Origin of the sequence: Dietzia natronolimnaea (assembly GCF_002289575.1) — a bacterium.
In the GTDB taxonomy this organism is placed as follows: Bacteria; Actinomycetota; Actinomycetes; order Mycobacteriales; family Mycobacteriaceae; genus Dietzia; species Dietzia natronolimnaea_A.
In genome coordinates this window covers 77,323-92,868 of sequence record NZ_NTGA01000019.1, presented here as the reverse complement: position 1 = coordinate 92,868, position 15,546 = coordinate 77,323, and the positions used below count along the sequence as shown (strand labels likewise).

General features: G+C 70.2%; 18 protein-coding genes. 10 read left to right on the top strand and 8 right to left on the bottom strand.

The window, feature by feature from the left end; genetic code table 11:
• Positions 1–8 precede the first annotated feature (8 nt).
• The 5 genes from CEY15_RS11355 to CEY15_RS11335 all read left to right on the top strand — a co-directional run bounded on the left by CEY15_RS11355 (position 9) and on the right by CEY15_RS11335 (position 3,608).
• Entirely contained in the window at positions 9–626 is a 618-nt protein-coding gene (locus CEY15_RS11355) for a TetR/AcrR family transcriptional regulator (RefSeq protein WP_095718541.1), read from the top strand.
• A gap of 146 nt (positions 627–772) precedes the next feature.
• Positions 773–1,489, top strand: a complete 717-nt coding sequence (locus CEY15_RS11350) for a CHRD domain-containing protein (RefSeq protein WP_095718575.1) — start codon at positions 773–775, stop codon at positions 1,487–1,489.
• The gene (locus CEY15_RS18610) at positions 1,486–2,232 is read left to right on the top strand and encodes a class F sortase (protein ID WP_217987099.1); all 747 of its coding nucleotides are present in this window, start codon (positions 1,486–1,488) and stop codon (positions 2,230–2,232) included. Before CEY15_RS11350 ends, CEY15_RS18610 begins: the two co-directional genes overlap by 4 nt.
• 84 nt (positions 2,233–2,316) lie before the next feature.
• Positions 2,317–2,853 carry an RNA polymerase sigma factor gene (locus tag CEY15_RS11340; protein WP_176475094.1) on the top strand — a complete coding sequence of 179 codons (537 nt, stop codon included), beginning with the start codon at positions 2,317–2,319 and terminating at the stop codon, positions 2,851–2,853.
• Entirely contained in the window at positions 2,850–3,608 is a 759-nt protein-coding gene (locus CEY15_RS11335; RefSeq protein WP_095718539.1) for a hypothetical protein, read from the top strand. Before CEY15_RS11340 ends, CEY15_RS11335 begins: the two co-directional genes overlap by 4 nt.
• Before the next feature lie 27 nt (positions 3,609–3,635).
• On the opposite strand, the gene CEY15_RS11330 is transcribed toward CEY15_RS11335, so the two are convergent.
• On the bottom strand, positions 3,636–4,448 hold the full coding sequence (locus CEY15_RS11330) for an adenylate/guanylate cyclase domain-containing protein (RefSeq protein ID WP_095718538.1): 813 nt from the start codon (positions 4,446–4,448) through the stop codon (positions 3,636–3,638).
• Positions 4,449–4,611: 163 nt separating this feature from the next.
• Here CEY15_RS11330 and CEY15_RS11325 point away from each other — a divergent pair, with 163 nt between their 5' ends.
• The 3 genes from CEY15_RS11325 (at position 4,612) to CEY15_RS11315 (ending at position 6,825) form a co-directional block, all read left to right on the top strand.
• The gene (locus CEY15_RS11325) at positions 4,612–5,640 is read left to right on the top strand and encodes a sulfate ABC transporter substrate-binding protein (RefSeq protein ID WP_095718537.1); all 1,029 of its coding nucleotides are present in this window, start codon (positions 4,612–4,614) and stop codon (positions 5,638–5,640) included.
• A 128-nt stretch (positions 5,641–5,768) separates the two neighbouring features.
• A complete protein-coding gene (locus CEY15_RS11320; RefSeq protein ID WP_245847569.1) occupies positions 5,769–6,530 on the top strand; it encodes an ABC transporter permease in 762 nt (253 codons plus the stop codon).
• Complete coding sequence (locus CEY15_RS11315; protein ID WP_095718535.1) at positions 6,523–6,825, top strand: hypothetical protein; 303 nt, start codon at positions 6,523–6,525, stop codon at positions 6,823–6,825. The genes CEY15_RS11320 and CEY15_RS11315 overlap by 8 nt, the downstream gene beginning before the upstream one ends.
• 18 nt (positions 6,826–6,843) lie before the next feature.
• Here CEY15_RS11315 and bsh read toward each other — a convergent pair whose 3' ends face one another.
• The 6 genes from bsh to CEY15_RS11285 form a co-directional block, all read right to left on the bottom strand.
• The gene (gene bsh, locus CEY15_RS11310; protein ID WP_281254066.1) at positions 6,844–7,872 is read right to left on the bottom strand and encodes a choloylglycine hydrolase; all 1,029 of its coding nucleotides are present in this window, start codon (positions 7,870–7,872) and stop codon (positions 6,844–6,846) included.
• Between the two features lie 201 nt (positions 7,873–8,073).
• A complete protein-coding gene (locus tag CEY15_RS11305) occupies positions 8,074–8,577 on the bottom strand; it encodes a beta-class carbonic anhydrase (RefSeq protein ID WP_095718533.1) in 504 nt (167 codons plus the stop codon).
• Positions 8,578–8,653: 76 nt separating this feature from the next.
• Positions 8,654–10,129, bottom strand: a complete 1,476-nt coding sequence (locus CEY15_RS11300; RefSeq protein ID WP_095718532.1) for a PepSY-associated TM helix domain-containing protein — start codon at positions 10,127–10,129, stop codon at positions 8,654–8,656.
• Positions 10,130–10,266: 137 nt separating this feature from the next.
• On the bottom strand, positions 10,267–10,941 hold the full coding sequence (locus tag CEY15_RS11295; RefSeq protein WP_095718531.1) for a hypothetical protein: 675 nt from the start codon (positions 10,939–10,941) through the stop codon (positions 10,267–10,269).
• Positions 10,942–10,995: 54 nt separating this feature from the next.
• Positions 10,996–11,571 (bottom strand): GNAT family N-acetyltransferase, encoded by a 576-nt coding sequence (locus CEY15_RS11290; protein ID WP_095718530.1) that lies wholly within the window; start codon positions 11,569–11,571, stop codon positions 10,996–10,998.
• Positions 11,564–12,172: a GNAT family N-acetyltransferase gene (locus tag CEY15_RS11285; RefSeq protein WP_095718529.1), complete on the bottom strand. Its 609-nt coding sequence runs from the start codon at positions 12,170–12,172 to the stop codon at positions 11,564–11,566. The genes CEY15_RS11290 and CEY15_RS11285 overlap by 8 nt, the downstream gene beginning before the upstream one ends.
• Positions 12,173–12,253: 81 nt before the next feature.
• Between CEY15_RS11285 and CEY15_RS11280 the strand changes: the two genes are divergently transcribed.
• Positions 12,254–12,913: a TetR/AcrR family transcriptional regulator gene (locus tag CEY15_RS11280; protein ID WP_095718528.1), complete on the top strand. Its 660-nt coding sequence runs from the start codon at positions 12,254–12,256 to the stop codon at positions 12,911–12,913.
• Here CEY15_RS11280 and CEY15_RS11275 read toward each other — a convergent pair.
• Positions 12,910–13,872, bottom strand: a complete 963-nt coding sequence (locus CEY15_RS11275) for an alpha/beta hydrolase family protein (RefSeq protein WP_095718527.1) — start codon at positions 13,870–13,872, stop codon at positions 12,910–12,912. The genes CEY15_RS11280 and CEY15_RS11275 overlap by 4 nt on opposite strands.
• 231 nt (positions 13,873–14,103) lie before the next feature.
• Between CEY15_RS11275 and eat the strand changes: the two genes are divergently transcribed.
• Positions 14,104–15,543: an ethanolamine permease gene (gene eat / locus CEY15_RS11270; protein ID WP_095718526.1), complete on the top strand. Its 1,440-nt coding sequence runs from the start codon at positions 14,104–14,106 to the stop codon at positions 15,541–15,543.
• Positions 15,544–15,546: the final 3 nt, after the last annotated feature.

Genomic DNA, 15,546 nt, shown 5'->3' with positions numbered 1-15,546 from the left:
GTGGGTTCATGACAGCAGACGCGCGCGCGGTTGGTGGGGAATCGGCCAAGTCCGCCGGGGTGAGGTCCGGCGCCGGGCGCCCTCGTGACGGCCGGATCGACGCCGCGGTCATCGCCGCCACCAGGGAACTGATCTGTGAGACGGGGTACCCCGCGCTGTCCCTCTCGGCGATCGCCGCGCGCGCGGGAACCACGACCGCGTCCATCTATCGGCGATGGTCGGGCAAGGCGCAGCTCGTCCACGAGGCGGTCCTGGACGCGGAGGCGATACCCGCGCCGGGCGGCTCCGGTGACCTCCGCGACGACATCAGGGTCCTCGTCGAGACGATCCGGGCCCTGTTCGACCGGCCCGAGGTGCGGGTCGCGCTACCGGGTCTCATCGCCGACACCGTCGCCGACCCCGAGCTGCACGACCAGATGATCGCCCGACTGGCCGGGAACCTGACCGCGTTCGAGTCGCGGTTCGGGCAGGGGCGCCGTGGTGGCGATCAGCTGCCGATGCTGGCCGAGGTGGTGGCCGGCACCGCGATCTTCCGCATCCTCGTGCGCCGGGACGCCGCGCTCGACGACACCTGGGTGACCGAGATGACCGAGATGATCACCGGGAGCTGGGGCCCTCCCCGGTAGGTCGACGACTGAGGTCGGCACGGGACGATGCATCTTTCCGAACCTTTTCTCGTTCCCGGTGAACGCGACGGCACCCCGCGACGTATCCCCTGTCGACAGCGGTCGCATCGAGGCGATCGCGCACCGAGTGACAGAGGATGATCGCGATGCCCAGCACCACGACGAACCGCACCGGAATGATGGGGGTGTGCGCCCTGGCCGGCGCCGCCGCACTGGTGGTGTCGGCAGCCCCCGCCCAGGCGAACACCGAGGTCGACCGCCCTGACTACTTCACCAGCGCGTTCTCGGTGATGGCCGTTCCCGGAGAGGTGATCGACTCGGACGGTGAGGTGGCCCCCGGCGAGGAGGGTGCGACCGGCGACTTCATGTTCTGGGTGAACTCGGACACCGACGTGATCTGCTACGAGATCACCCTCGACGGCGTGACCGGCGAGTACGACAGCCCGGCGATCACCGCGACGCACATCCACGAGGCGCGCGCCGGAGAGCCCGGGCCCCCGAGGATCGCGTTCCCCGACCCGCAGCCCGTCGGTGACGGCCCGCGCACCTCCGAGGGGTGCATGCAGGGACCGTTCACCACGGGCGTCGAGGACGACGACGGCACGGACAGGGGCGCGGGCTTCACCCTCGACCGGATCGAGGCCGATCCCGCCGGGTTCACCGCGGACACCCACACCGAGGAGTACACCGCCGGAACGGTCCGCGGCCAGCTCATGCAGGTGCCGCTCGACGGTGTGGAGACCGGGGGCGGCGGCGCGGATGGTGCTCCCGTCTCCGGTGCGGCCGCCGGGGCCGGTGCGGCCGCGATCGCGCTGGGCGGGCTCGCGCTGTTCCTTCTACGTCGTCAGCGGTCAGCCGTGTGAGGCGCGCCGACCGCGATTCGGCCGGCACCGCGCCGGCCGGATCGACCGGCGACCATCCGCGCGGGCCGCGGGCACTTCCGCGGGTGGCCTTCCTCCTGGGATCGGCTCTGGCGGTGTCGCTCACGGCCTCCTGCGCTGCGGGTGCGGGCAGCACCGTCGGCGCCGACCAGTCGCACTCCCCGTCCTCCCGTTCGTCGCCGGCGACCCCGGCGGACACGGTGGACACGGTGGACACGCGGGGCCGGGCCGCGCCGGGAACTCAGGCGGAGGAGACGGTGGGCGCGGGGTCCGTTGTCGCGCCGGCGGAACCCGTCGAACTCCGCATCCCCTCCATCGGTGTGTCGGAGCCCGTGATCGATCTGGCGATCCGGGACGACGGCACGTTGGAGGAGCCCGACGACTGGGACGACGTCGGCTGGTTTGCCGACGGCCCGCGGCCGGGCGAGCGCGGCCCGACCGTCTTCGCCGGCCATGTGGACTCGACGAGTGGCCCCGCGGTCTTCTTTCGTGTCCTCGAGCTGTCGAGAGGCGACCTGGTGGAGGTCTCCGCGGCGGACGGGTCGATCCACATCTATCGGGTGGACAGGGTCGAGGACCACCCGAAGGACGACTTCCCGACCCGGGAGGTTTTCGGACTCTCACCGGAGGACGAACTCAGGCTCATCACGTGCACTGGTGAGTTCGACAGCTCGGACCGGCGCTACCTCGACAACCGTGTAGTTTTTGCCACTGCCGTCGGCTGAGCAACCTGTCAGCTGAGCAACCCGGACGCCACGACGCGGCTGCGGTACTTTCGAGTCAACCAGGCTCCCGGGAAGGAGGGTGCAGTGCGGCGACGAGAGGACGACGCCGTGGTCCGTGCACCCTCCACGCATTTCGACGTCGACACTGCCTACCTCGAGCACGGCCGGAGCATCTACGGCTTCGCCCGCAGTTCCGTCGGCGACCGGGCGCTGGCGGAGGAATGCGTGCACGACGTCTTCGTCCGGGCGTGGCGTGCCCGTCACTCGTATGACCCAACCCGCTCCACGCAGCGGACATGGTTGTTCTCCATCGCGCGGAACGTGGTCATCGACGCCGTGCGGGCACGCGCACGTCGCGCCGAACCGGTGCACGACGTGCCCGAACCCGCCACGACCCGCCAGTCCGACACCTCACGACTGGTGGACCGCATCGACCTGCAGGCAGCACTGGCCCAGATCTCGCGCGAGCACCGCGAGGTGATCATCGCCGTCCAGGTCGACGGGATGACCTATCACCAGCTCTCCGAACGCACCGGGGTGTCGGTCGGCACCCTGCGGTCGAGGATGTACTACGGACTGAGATCGGTGCGGGAGATCATGGAAGCGGAGGAGCAGCGATGACACCGGGCGATGACCGTCGAGCGGAGCTCCTCGGCGCGGCGTTGGGTGGCGACCTGTCCGACGCCGAGCAGCGCGAACTCGAGCTGCTCAGGCAGGCTGATCCCCACCTCGACGCCGAGCTCGCCGCGCTGGGGTCGCTGGCCTCGACGCTGGCCCAGACGCGGCACACCGGGCGATCTGACGCGCCCCCGGCGGATCTCGGCGCTCGCGTGTCGGCGATGGTCGAGGCGGCGGCCGCGGAGACGGGCAGCGACCGGGGCCCGATCGGCGGGGGCACGCCCGCTGGCCGCGACGACGAGCTCGCGGCCCGGCGTCGAGCCCGGGGCGGGCGCGTGTATCTCGGCCGGGCCGCCGCGGCGGTAGTCCTCGTGGCCGCAGGCGCCATCGGTGCGCTGGCCGCGCAACAGTGGACCCAGGCCCCGCCCGACGGTCCGCCGGGGACCCTCGGTGCCGTCGAACCGATCGCCTTCACCGGCCAACCAGAGCAGAGCGAGATCACGGCCCATGTCGTGGCGCACACCTGGGGTACCGAGACGCTGCTGGAGATCGATGGTCTGCGGGAGGGCGAGAGCTTCGACGTGACCCTCGTGGACCTCGAGGGCAACACCATCTCCTCGGGGTCGTTCATCGGCACCGCGGTCACTGTGGAGTGCGCGGTCAACGCCGCCATCCTCCGCGAGGAGGTCGCCCAGATCCGGATCACCTCCGTCGACGGTTCTGTCGCTGCCGCCGCCGAGTTACCCCGCGTGGGCTGAACCGCGCGCGGTCCGTCCCCGGGCCGGTCACCACCCCGTCCGCGGGACCGCGGTGTAGACGGCGACCTCCTCGGGGATCCCCTTGGCCCGGGCGAGCGGGAAACTTCGCTTCCGACGCGTAGACACCCTGGACTCGTCCAGTCCGGGGAGGGTGGTCTCGCTGACCAGGATCTCGTCCGGTCCGGCCTTCTCCGCCAGCCTGGCGGCGATGTTGACGTCCACGCCGAGGTAGTCGCCACCGATCAGGCGGGGGGTGCCGGTGTGGATGCCGGCACGGATGCGGGGCCGCATCCCGGCGACCTCCACACGGTCGAGCCCGGCGGAGCAGGCCACGACCGCGTCGAAGGCCAGCTGTGGAGACGGGAACACGGCCATGAGTCCGTCGCCGAGGCGCTTGACCACGTGTCCGCGGTGCGCGCGCACCTGCGGTTCCGTGGCCGAGGCGACCTCCCTCAGCAGACGTAGAGCATCGTCGTCGCCCGCCCTCATGGCCCAGTTGGAGAAGCCGACGAGGTCGGTGAACACGATGGTCACCTCACTCCCGCCGCCGCCCCTGCCGGACCGTTGCGACAGGGCGTGCCACACCTGGAGCCCGCCCAGGGACAGCTCGCGGGAGGCGGTGGGCCGCTCATCGAACAGGCTGCCGGCCACGCGGGCGATCGTCCCCGCGCTGTCCCGGCCCGCGGCCGAGAGCGGATCCCCGAAACCGGAGTCGCCGGGCAGGGCCCGTCGGACGCGGCGCAACGCCTCGACGGCGGAAGGGTGTCTGTTGACGTCGCGGGCGCCCGCTGCGATCCGGGCCGCGGACGCGCGCGCCCGGTCCCATCGAGGGTTCGACATGCTGACGAGGGTAGCCGGACCGCTCCGCGTCCACGCGAGACACCTTCATCCATGGCGCGGGTGGTTTGAGTCACGGTGAACGAAACAGTTCAGTCTTCACGCCCGGTGTCGTTAGCTTTCTCTTCTGTTGCCGACCGGCAGCACCGGCGAAAGTGGACACGACATGGTTGACAGACGAATTCTCTCGAGGCTGGGTACCGGCATTCTGGGCGCGGGGCTGACCGCCGCCCTCGTCGCCGGATGCGGGGGGTCGGCGTCCGGGGACGAGTTGTCGATCGTCGGCTTCGCCGTGCCCGCGGAGGGCAACGCCGCGGTGCAGGAGGCGTTCGCCGAGACCCCGGCCGGTGAAGGGGTCTCCTGGCTCACCTCCTATGGCGCGTCAGGCGACCAGTCGCGGGCGGTGGCCAACGGTCAGCCCGCCGACGTCGTCCACTTCTCCGTGGAACCGGACGTCACCCGGCTCGTCGACGCCGGTCTGGTGGACCAGGACTGGAACTCCGGTCCGAACAACGGATTCCTCACCGACTCCGTGGTGGTGTTGGTGGTGCGCGAGGGCAACCCCGAGAACATCACCGACTGGGAGGACCTGGCCCGCGACGGCGTCGAGATCGTGACCCCCAATCCCGGCTCCTCTGGCGCCGCGCGGTGGAACATCCTCGCGGCGTGGGCGTCGGTGCTCCAGAAGGGCGGAACCGAGGAGGAGGCCGCCGAGTTCCTCGAGTCCGTCATCGGCAACGTTGCCGCGTTCCCCGGTTCGGGCCGCGACGCCACCACGGCGTTCCTCGACGGCACCGGTGACGTGCTGATCTCGTACGAGAACGAGGCGATCCTCGGTAAGCAGCAGGGTGAGGAGTACGAGTACATCGTCCCGGACCGCAACCTCCTCATCGAGAACTCCGCGGCCGTCACCGTCTCCGCTCCGGAGACCGCGCAGGCGTTCCTGGACTACGCCCTGAGCCCGGAGGGACAGGCGATCTACGCGCGGTACGGCTTCCGTCCCCTGCGCCACCTGGCGGACCGGGTGGAGGTCGGGGAGGTCGACGGCGCGACCGACCCCGCGGATCCGTTCCCGGAGATTGCGGAGCTGTACACCGTGGACGACGACTTCGGCGGGTGGACGGCGGTCGTCGACAAGTACTTCGACGACGACGGGGTCATCACCCGGATCATCCAGAATTCCGGCCTGAACTGACGATGGCCACCGTCTTCACGCCGCCGACACCACCGACACCACCGTCACCACCGGCGCCGACGACGCCGCGACTTTCCGCGCGGAGTCGGCGGCGCACCTCCCGTACGACCCTCACCCGACCCGCGGGCGTGGCTCTGGGCGTGTCGGTGCTGTGGTTCAGCCTGCTGGTGCTCATCCCGCTCTCGCTGGTGGTGGTCTCGTCCGCCGAAGGCGGTTGGGAGACCTTCTGGAGCACCCTGACCAACGTCCAGACCGCCAACGCCATCCGGCTGACCCTGCTCTCGGCGCTCGCGGCGACAGTGGTGAACATCGTGGTGGGCACCCTGATCGCCTGGGTCCTGGTCCGTGACAGGTTCCCGGGCAAGCGGGTGATCGAGTTGGTGATCGACATCCCCTTCGCCCTGCCCTCGCTGGTTGCCGGGTTGGTGCTGTTGAGCCTTTACGGGCCGAACAGCCCGATGGGGCTGACCATCGCGGGAACCCCGTACTCGGTGTTCCTGGCGGTGTTGTTCGTGACGCTGCCGTTCGTCGTGCGCACCGTGGAGCCGGTCCTGCTGGAACTCGACCCGCAGGTCGAGCAGGCCGCCCGGTCTCTCGGCGCGTCCCGGGCCGTGACGTTCCGGCGGATCGTCCTGCCCACCCTGACGCCGGCCATCGCCGCCGGGGCCACCCTGTCCTTCGCCCGCGGGGTCGGGGAGTTCGGAGCACTGGTGTTGTTCACCGGCAACCGGCCCAACATCTCCGAGGGCGCCCCGATCCGCATCCAGAGCTACATCGAGATCGACAACGTGGCCGCCGCCGCCACGGTCGCCGTGGTCCTGCTCGCGGTGGCGCTCCTGGCCATCGCGATCCTCGACCTCATCTCGCGGAGGGTGGCTCGCCATGGCTGAGCAGACCACCCACACCCCGTCCACCCGGACGCGCAGACCGGTGGCGCCGTGGGCGGGTGTGCGCCTCGTCGTCGTCGTCACCTATCTCTTCCTCCTGGTCGGCTGGCCGCTGCTGATGATCGTCCAGCGGACGTTCTTCGACGGCTCCAACCACCTGGTCTCCGGCCGATCGGCGCGCCGTGAGGTGGTGGCCGGGTCATCGTTCTCCGGTCTCACGTGGGCCACCGAGCTGAATGGTCGATCGGGCGGCGATCGGTCTCATGGTCGATTTCCTTCCTCGGAAGGGGGCCGGTGAGGGCCTGGGAGCGGCCACTCAGTTCTGCATGGCGATCTGCTGGCCTGTCACCAGGGGATAGTCGACGATCGTGTCGGAGTCGAGATCCGCTGAGTGCATGTCGACGCCGGTGATCTGACTGTTCTCGTAGGTGGTGTAGTAGTAGACGCCGGTGTCGGTGTTGCAGCAGGACGAGTAGATGGTGATCTCGTACGAGTCGTCGCCGCCGACCTGCACGCATCCACGTTGCTGCGCGACAGATCCGAGGATGTGGAAGAACTGGCTGAGGGATTCCGATTCGGACGTCCCGGAGACCGAGTTCATCTTGGTGAAGACGGCCTTGGCGAATCGCGAGGACGAGGACAGGTCGCCGGGCAGGCCGATGGCCCCCATCCCGCGACTGTAGGTATCGAACTCGAGACGCTCGGAGAAGCGGTTCTCGGACGGGGTCGTCGACAGATGCATGTAGTCGTTCAGGCCGAAACTCTGGATGTCGAAGGTCGGGTTGTTGGTCAGCACGCCGTACGGATTGTCGTAGACCCGCAGACCGGCGGCCACGCTTTCGACGGTGAGGGACCCGTGACGGTCCGAGATGATCCAGTGCAACGGTGACTGGGGGAACTCGGCACTGAACGCAATGTCCACGAGGTTGACCTCCGTCAGCGCGGTCTCCACCTGATCGACCGTGTCGAACTGGCCCAGGACCCAGGGGATGAACTCGAACGGCGCGACATTCGCCTTTCCCGGCGCCTCGGGCTTGTAGTCCGCGTTTCCGGGGAAGTTGAGTCCCGCCATGCTCAGACCCGCGTCGTTGGTCCCGTCGTAGTACAGGGGGAACCCGTCAGCGGTGGTGGCCATTCCGATGATGGCGTGGTGGGTGGGCAGCGAGGGCAGCCGCCGGAACTCGAACGGGAAGTTCCGGGGCGTGATGGCGACCTTCTCGTTGTAGGGGTACTCCAGGTCGAGGTTCCTGCCGAAGTAGTGGTCCTTCGTGGTGTGGCTGAGACCGGTGCACATGGCGTGCCTCCCTTGTCGGGGCGACTCCTCCGGGGAGAGGAGGCCTCTCATCCGTATCAGGGTGAGGCACGCCACACCAGAGGTGAGTCGGAACCGTGATCGGCCGGGGCGGCCGCCAGCCGGGGTGCTCCCTACCGGGGCAGCCCCACCACCTCGACGGGCTACCTGATATGTGTGCTGCCGCGACATCTCTCCCGACGATGAGACTGCTGATGCTGGCCCTTGCCAGGAGAAACGGGGGTCCGACGGACCTCACCCGGGGCTGCGGGCGACCTCACGCAGCTGCCCGGTCTCCACGTCGTAGACGAAGCCGCGGACCGCGGAGCCGTGCAGGAGGAACGGGTCCGCCTCGACGCGTGCGAGAGACTGACGGACGTCCCCGTCCACCTCCCCGAAGGCCTCCGGTGACCACCGCGGACGCAGACCGGTGTCGGCCTGGATCTGGTCCTTGAAATCGTCATCCCGAAACGTGAGCATTCCGCAGTCGGTGTGGTGGATCAGCACGATCTCCTCTGTGCCCAGGAGTCGCTGACTGATCGTGAGGGACCGGAGCACATCGTCGGTGACCACGCCTCCGGCGTTGCGGATCACGTGGGCGTCACCCTCGGAGAGCCCCAGCAGACCGTACGGGTTGAGGCGGGCGTCCATGCACGCCACCACGGCGATCTTGCGGCCGGGCGGCATGGGCAGGTCGCCCTTGTCGAAATCGGATGCGTAGGCCCTGGCGGCCTCGAGTAGCTCGTCGGTGACTGTCATGGCCGCAATCTAGACCCGTCGGCCGCCCCGTGACCAGCATTCCGCTCGTCACGGGGCGAATCGGGGTCGGTGGAGGTCAGCCGCGTGCGCGCCGTGCCGCGAGACCCACCAGAGCGTCCAGGACGAGGAATGCCGCCAGCGAGATCCCCAGGAGCGGGACGGCCCACCCGATCGCCGCGACCACGATCGCCCCGACCAGGGTGGCCAGCGGGCGGCGGCGCAGCAGTTCGATCGCCGCGCCGCGCACGGGGGGCCGGGCCAGGCCCCGGGTGCGGGTGGGTCGACGTGTCCACCACAGGGAGTACCCCCGGAGGGTGACGACGATGGCCGCCGCCGCGACGGCCGCCAGCAGTAGCTGGTTGGCCAGCCCGAACAAGAACCCCATGTGGAGCCGGATGCCCCAGTCGGTGAGCTTGGCGGCGACGGGGTAGCCGGAGAACGGGATGGACTGCACCACGCCGCCCGTCGCGGGATCGATGCTGACCGCGTCGGGACCGGGTGTCCAGGACCGTCGGGCCTCCTGGACCCGCCAGGGGTCACCGTCGGCGGTGGGCGGCACGAGTTGGACCGGGTCCGTCAGGCCGGCGGAACGGGCGCCCGCAAGGGCGACCTGGGCTCCGTCCGGGGTCCAGTCGGCGGCGCCCTCGGAGCCAACGCCACGGGAGCCCGCGTGCGAGCCGTGATCGTGGTGTCCGTTCGCGGGCTCGGCGAGAGCAGTTCCGGCGCTGGAGGACTCAGGTGACGTGGCTGAGAGCGTCGGAGTGGTCCAGTCCAGCGCGGCGCGGAGGTCGGCGACGCGTTGACCGGCGTAGGCCGACCAGGTCAGGCCGGTCGCCGACAGCACCAGCATGCCCACCAGAGCCCATGTCCCCAGGACGGCGTGGCGGGAACGCAGGCGCGCCCGACCCTCCAGGCCGGGTGCCGACCTGAACGGAGTGGTACCGGCGCGGCGGGTCCGGCCCCACCACAGGTACAGCCCCGCCAGGGCGAGTGGGGCGAGCCAGCTTGCGGCCAGCTCGGAGTAGAGGCGGCCCACCTCGCCGAGGTGCAGGCTGCGGTGCAGGCCGGACAGCCAGGTGCGCAGGGGCAGCGCCTGCCCGGACCCGTACTGGACGGTGTCCCCGCGGATCGCGCCGTCGGAGGGGTCGACAAAGACCACGCGGGAGTGCGATTCCGACGGCAGCGAGTCGTCCGAGAACAGGACCCTGGTCGTCGACCCGTCGCTCCCGGCCACGATTCTCGCCACCGCGAGATCGGGATGGAACGCGCGTGCGGTGGTGATCTGATCGGCCAGCGGGACGTTCTGCGCCGAGGAGGTGGCGGTCAGCTGATCGGCGTAGACCACCTTCTCGATCGTCGGCGCCAGTGCGTAGAAGAAGCCCGACACCGCCGCGATGAGCAGGAACGGGCCGACCAGCAGGCCGACGTAGAAGTGAAGGCGGAGCATGAGTTGCCTCAGCGGGCCACCGACGCCCGGGTCGCGCGCTCCGGCGGTGGAAACGTCGGCGGTGGGGGAGTCGGGGTCGCGTGGATGTTCGGTCGTGGTGGTCATGTGTTGGGTACTCCTGATCCACGGCCCGGTGCCGCCGGTGCGCTCGTGCGCGACCGGCGGGGGCCGTTCGAGATGAGAGAAGTACGCACACCGGCGTGGCCCCGGGGCGTCGGCCCCGGGGGGAAGGGTGTGGTGGATCAGGTCGGAAGCGGTGGCCCGCGTAGCGAGCGCGCGGTCAAGAGCCGAACCGCGGGCGGGGCGCCGTCGCGGGCGGAGGCGGGTGTCCCCGGGAACGTGGTACTGGGGGCGAGAAGTGCACGGAACAGTAGGACCAGCCGGGCCACCACCCTGCGCACTCCTCCGGCGGCGGCGGCCACCAGCACTGCCGTCAGGACCGCCCCGGCGAGGTGGGCGAGGAGCATCAGCGGGTCCAGGTGGGCCGAATGGGCCAGTGCTTCGGCGGTGACCCCCCAGCCCGCTGTGGGGGGTAGAGGTGGGGCGCCGTGGCCGTCGACCAACCCGTGCCCGAGCCCGTGCCCGGTCGAGGCACCCGCGAGGTGCCCGGTCGTGACCGGGTGATGGGCTCCGGCCCCGTGGTGTGCGGTGGTGGAGGGGAGCGTCACGAGCGACAGGGCGAGGTGGCCCACGGCCTGTCCGAGGAGGCCGGCCGCCGCCAGTCCCGGCGCGCCTCGTCCGACGCGGCCCCGGGCGAGCGCGGCCACGGGCAGGAGGCACAGGAGCACCACGACCCAGCCGCCCGGGCCGGGAACGCCGCCTCCTCCCGCCGTGTGCGCGACCGCGGCGGTGAGCGTGGAGGCCAACACCACGGCGACCGCACGCCACTGCGCGATCGGGTCGTGGTACCTGGACACGCTGTAGAAGCTACCCCCACCCCGCGGGGGCCTCAGTCGCAGGTGGGTGGAGGGTCAGCGACCGCGGGGATGGACCTCCATGGTCCAGACGGGGGGCCCGTCCGGGTGGTCGCGGCGCCCGGTGACCGAGAAACCGTGTCGCTCGTACAGTGTGACGTTCCGCTCGTCCGAGGTCTCCAGGCGGATGGTTCGGGCGCCTCGTCGCACTGCCTCGTCGAGGCCGAACTCGAGCAGGGCGCTGCCGAGGCGTCTGCCCTGGGCGGTGGGGCGCACCCCGAGGGTCTCGAGCGTCCAGCCGGCGTGCGGCGGCGAGCCGCCGGCCAGGCGCCCGATCCGGTCACCGTGCAGGGCCACGATCTGTTCGACCGCCGCCTCGCCGGGGTCCGGTGCGTCCGGGGGCAGGAGCGCGATCACACCGTCCGCGATCACACCGTCGAGGTCCCCGGTGACGGCGACGATCCCGTGACGGTGGGCGTGGGCGAGATAGAGCTGCTGCAGCGTGAGCAGGCGCTCGCCGTACCCGTCCTCGGGGATGACGTGGCGGGTCCAGGGGTAGTGCTCGAACGCCCGGGCCAGCGTGTCCGCGGCCGGGTCGAGATCGTCCGGTCGGGCCAGGCGGGGGTCACTCATCGCCGACTCCCACCGGGCGGATCATCGCCGTGGATTCCTGCCCGGGCCCCGTGGGGACGGTGCCGACGGGGTGGAAACCGAATCGTTCGTACAGCCGGCGGCTGCCCGCGGTGGTGGCCTCGAGGAACACCGGTTCCGGCCCGCCCTGATCGATGAGCGCCAGGCGGTGGCGTAGGAGCGCCGATCCGATCCCCTTCCCGCGGGCCCGGGGTCCGGCGGCGATGTCGTGGAAGTACCAGTGCGGTTCCGGCGGCCTGTGGGCCTCGACCGCACGGGTGTGGGCCCTGCCACGGCGCGCGGTGGGTGAGACCAGTGAGCGCAGTGTCCCGGCGACCCCGCCGGCCCACCCGGACAACCGGCCCGCGCCGTGGTGGGGCGGCTCCCAGAGCAACGCTCCCAGCACCTGGTCTCCCTCCACGGCCACGTCGACCCGGTCCGGGTGCCTACTGACGTGGCGGCGATAGTGCGCGGTCAGGCGTTCGGGCCGGGAGGACTCGTCCGGGAAGAACTGCGCCCACGCGGGATCCTCACCGAACGCCTCACCCAGCATCTCCCCGATGGCCGGTGCGTCAGCGCTCTCCGCGATCCTGATCTCCACCATGATGTCCTCCTTCTGATTGCCAGTATTCTACGATGTAGAAATATCGAGGCGTGCCAGTTGGCCCGAAAGTGGGGGGATCTGATGGTCGAGCGACACTCCGGACGTGGACCGAGGGGACTGTCCCCCGAGCGGATCGTCGATACGGCCGTCGGTCTGCTCGAGGAGGGCGGGCAGGAGTCCTTCAGTCTGCGCGGTGTGGCCCGAGCGGCGGGGTGCGACGCGATGTCGGTGGCCTATCACTTCGGGTCCAAGGAGGGGCTGACCAGGGCCATGGCGTCATGGCTGGACGCCCGGGTGCGGCCCGCCGCGCCCGGGGAGCCCTGGCGGTCGACTCTGCTCCACCTGGCCGAGCAGTACCGCGCCCTGGCCAGGTCGTATCCCCGGACGTTCCCGTTGCTCCAGCGATTCACCCACACCGGGTCGGCCGACTACGCCACCACCGAGGTCGTGCACGCGGCGATGGCGGGTGCCGGGATCCCCCGGCCGCAGGTCGTGACCGTGACGGTGGGCTGGTTCGCTACGGTGCTCGGGCTGGCCACGGCCGAGGCGCTGGGGATGATGGCTCCCGTGGACTCCGCCACCGCAGCGGAGATCGAGGCGCTTCCCGCCGAGGACTTCCCGCTCACCACGGCACTCCTGGCGGACTATCGCGGGATCGACCCCGGTGTCGTCTTCGGCACCGCCGTCGATCTCATGCACGACGGGATCGAGCGGCTGGCCGGCGGGGCTCGAGGCGACTAGCGCGAGTGTTGCCGCGCGAGTTCGTCGACGGTCTTGTCCGACGTCTCGGAGATGATGTCGAGGATCTGCTGGTAGTGCGCGGAATCCGCGCTGACGAGAGACACGTGGTCCTCGCCGTCCGCCAGGACGAGGGCCCCGATACCGCTGCGCTGTGTCACGGCGTCGATGTACCGGATGGAGTTCTCCGGGGAGACCATCGTGTCGGCGGTGCCGTGGACTGCGACGACGGGGATGCGCGGGTCGATGTTCTGGATCGGGTCGACCGAGGTGTAGCGGTCCGGGACCTCGGACGGGCTGCCGCCGAGGGCTGAGACGATGCGGTCGTCGCCGTGAGTGGCGGCGTAGACCATGTCCAGCGGCCCGGCCAGGGAGACGACCCGGGTCGGGCGGAACGCCGGGTCGCTGCCCACCTCGTCGTCGTCCAGGGAGTGCCGGGTGCCGGACCACATGGCCAGCTGGGCGCCCGCGCTGTGGCCGACGACGAGTTCGTCGTCCGTGGTGATCTCGGGATACTGCTCGTCGAGGCGGATCACGTGGTCCAGGGCGTCGGCGACGTCGCTGAACGTCGTCGGCCACCCGCCGCCGGAGCCGACGCGTCGGTATTCGATGTTGTACACGGCCATCCCGCGGTCGACCAGATCCTCGGCGAAGGGGTTCATGACCTCCGCGCCGAGTTGGGAGGCCCACGAACCGCCGTGGATGAGGACGACCAACGGCACCGAGTCCACGGCGTGTCGTCCGGCCGGGAGGTAGAGGTCTCCCCAGTTCTGGGCCGGGTCCGATTCCCCGCGGGTGGGGTAGCTGACCCGCTCGTAGTGGTGGTCGTCGCGCTCGGCGACGGTCTCCTGGTCGGCCGTATCCCCCGGCCCGGAGGCGCCGTCGCCGGACGCGCACCCGCCGGCTATCAGTGCCGCGACCAGCAGGGTCGCGACGCCTGTTGTGGACCGGGTCCGGGTCATCCGCTTCACACGGCCAAGCCTAGAGGTCGTGACGCACCCACCGGGGCGAGGTGACCGATTTCCGTTCCGCCCGGGCGGTTCCGCGCTGTCCCCACGGCTGTCGTCGCACCGGAACCGCCGTAACCGGGCCGTCACAGCGCGTCGACGCGATGCTTACACCGCGGACCTACGGTGATCCGGTTCGCGCACGCCGCGCGACATCCGTCGACACCGCTTCGAGATAGGCCGCGCATGTCCACCGCAGAAACCCACAGTAGTCACCATGACGGAACGCACTCACACCGCGAGAGCGGTGACTACCTGGCCAGGCGTCAGTTGAAGAAGGGCACCGCCGGGTGGGTGCTGCTCGCGGGTCTCGGCGTCAGCTACGTGATCTCGGGCGACTACTCGGGTTGGAACTTCGGCCTGGAACAGGGCGGCTTCGGTGGCCTGCTCATCGCGGCCGTGATCATCGCCGGCATGTACCTGGCCATGGTGCTCGGCATGGCCGAGATGTCCTCGGCGCTCCCGGCCGCGGGTGGTGGCTACACCTTCGCGCGGCGCGCATTGGGGCCGTGGGGAGGGTTCGCCACCGGGACCGCCATCCTCATCGAGTACGCCATCGCGCCCGCCGCCATAGCGACGTTCATCGGCGCGTACGTCGAATCCCTGGAGTTGTTCGGCATCACCGACGGGTGGTGGGTCTACCTCGCGGTGTACGCGGTGTTCATCGGCATCCACCTCGCCGGCGTGGGTGAGGCGCTCAAGGTCATGTTCGTCATCACCGCCATCGCCCTGGTCGGCCTCGTCGTCTTCGCTCTGGCGGCCGCGGGTCAGTTCGAGGCGTCGAACCTCACCAACATCGCTCCCACCGACGCCGCCGGTGCCTCGGACTTCCTTCCGTTCGGATTCATCGGCATCTGGGCCGCCGTGCCGTTCGCGATCTGGTTCTTCCTCGCCATCGAGGGCGTGCCGCTGGCCGCCGAGGAGGCCAAGGATCCGGCCCGCAACGTCCCCCGCGGCATCATCGCGGCGATGGGTGTTCTGCTCGTCACCGCGACCGCCGTCCTGGTCCTGGCCACCGGTGCCGGCGGCGCGGATGCCATCCAGTCCTCGGGAAACCCCCTGGTCGAGGCGCTCGGCGACGGATCGGCCGCGAAGGTGGTCAATTACATCGGGCTCGCCGGGCTCGTCGCCAGTTTCTTCTCCATCATCTACGCCTACTCCCGTCAGTTGTTCGCGCTCTCCCGGGCCGGCTACCTGCCCAGGGCGCTGTCCGTCACCAACTCGCGCAGGGCCCCGACCCTGGCCCTCGTCGTCCCGGGAGTCATCGGCTTCCTGCTCTCGCTCACCGGCCAGGGCGACATGCTGCTCAACATGGCGGTGTTCGGCGCCGCGCTCAGCTATGTCCTGATGATGGTCAGCCACATCGTGTTGCGCCGCAGGGAGCCGGACATGGAGCGTCCGTACCGGACGCCCGGCGGTGTCGTGACCACGGGATTCGCCCTCGTCGTCGCCGCGTTGGCCGTCGTGGCCACGTTCCTCGTCAACAGCACGGCCGCGCTCTGCTGCCTGGTGGTGTTCGGTGGGTTCATGCTGTACTTCGGTATCCACAGTCGCCACCACCTCGTCGCCAACTCCCCGGACGAGGAATTCGCCGCAGTGGCCAGAGCGGAAGCAGAACTCGAATGAGCC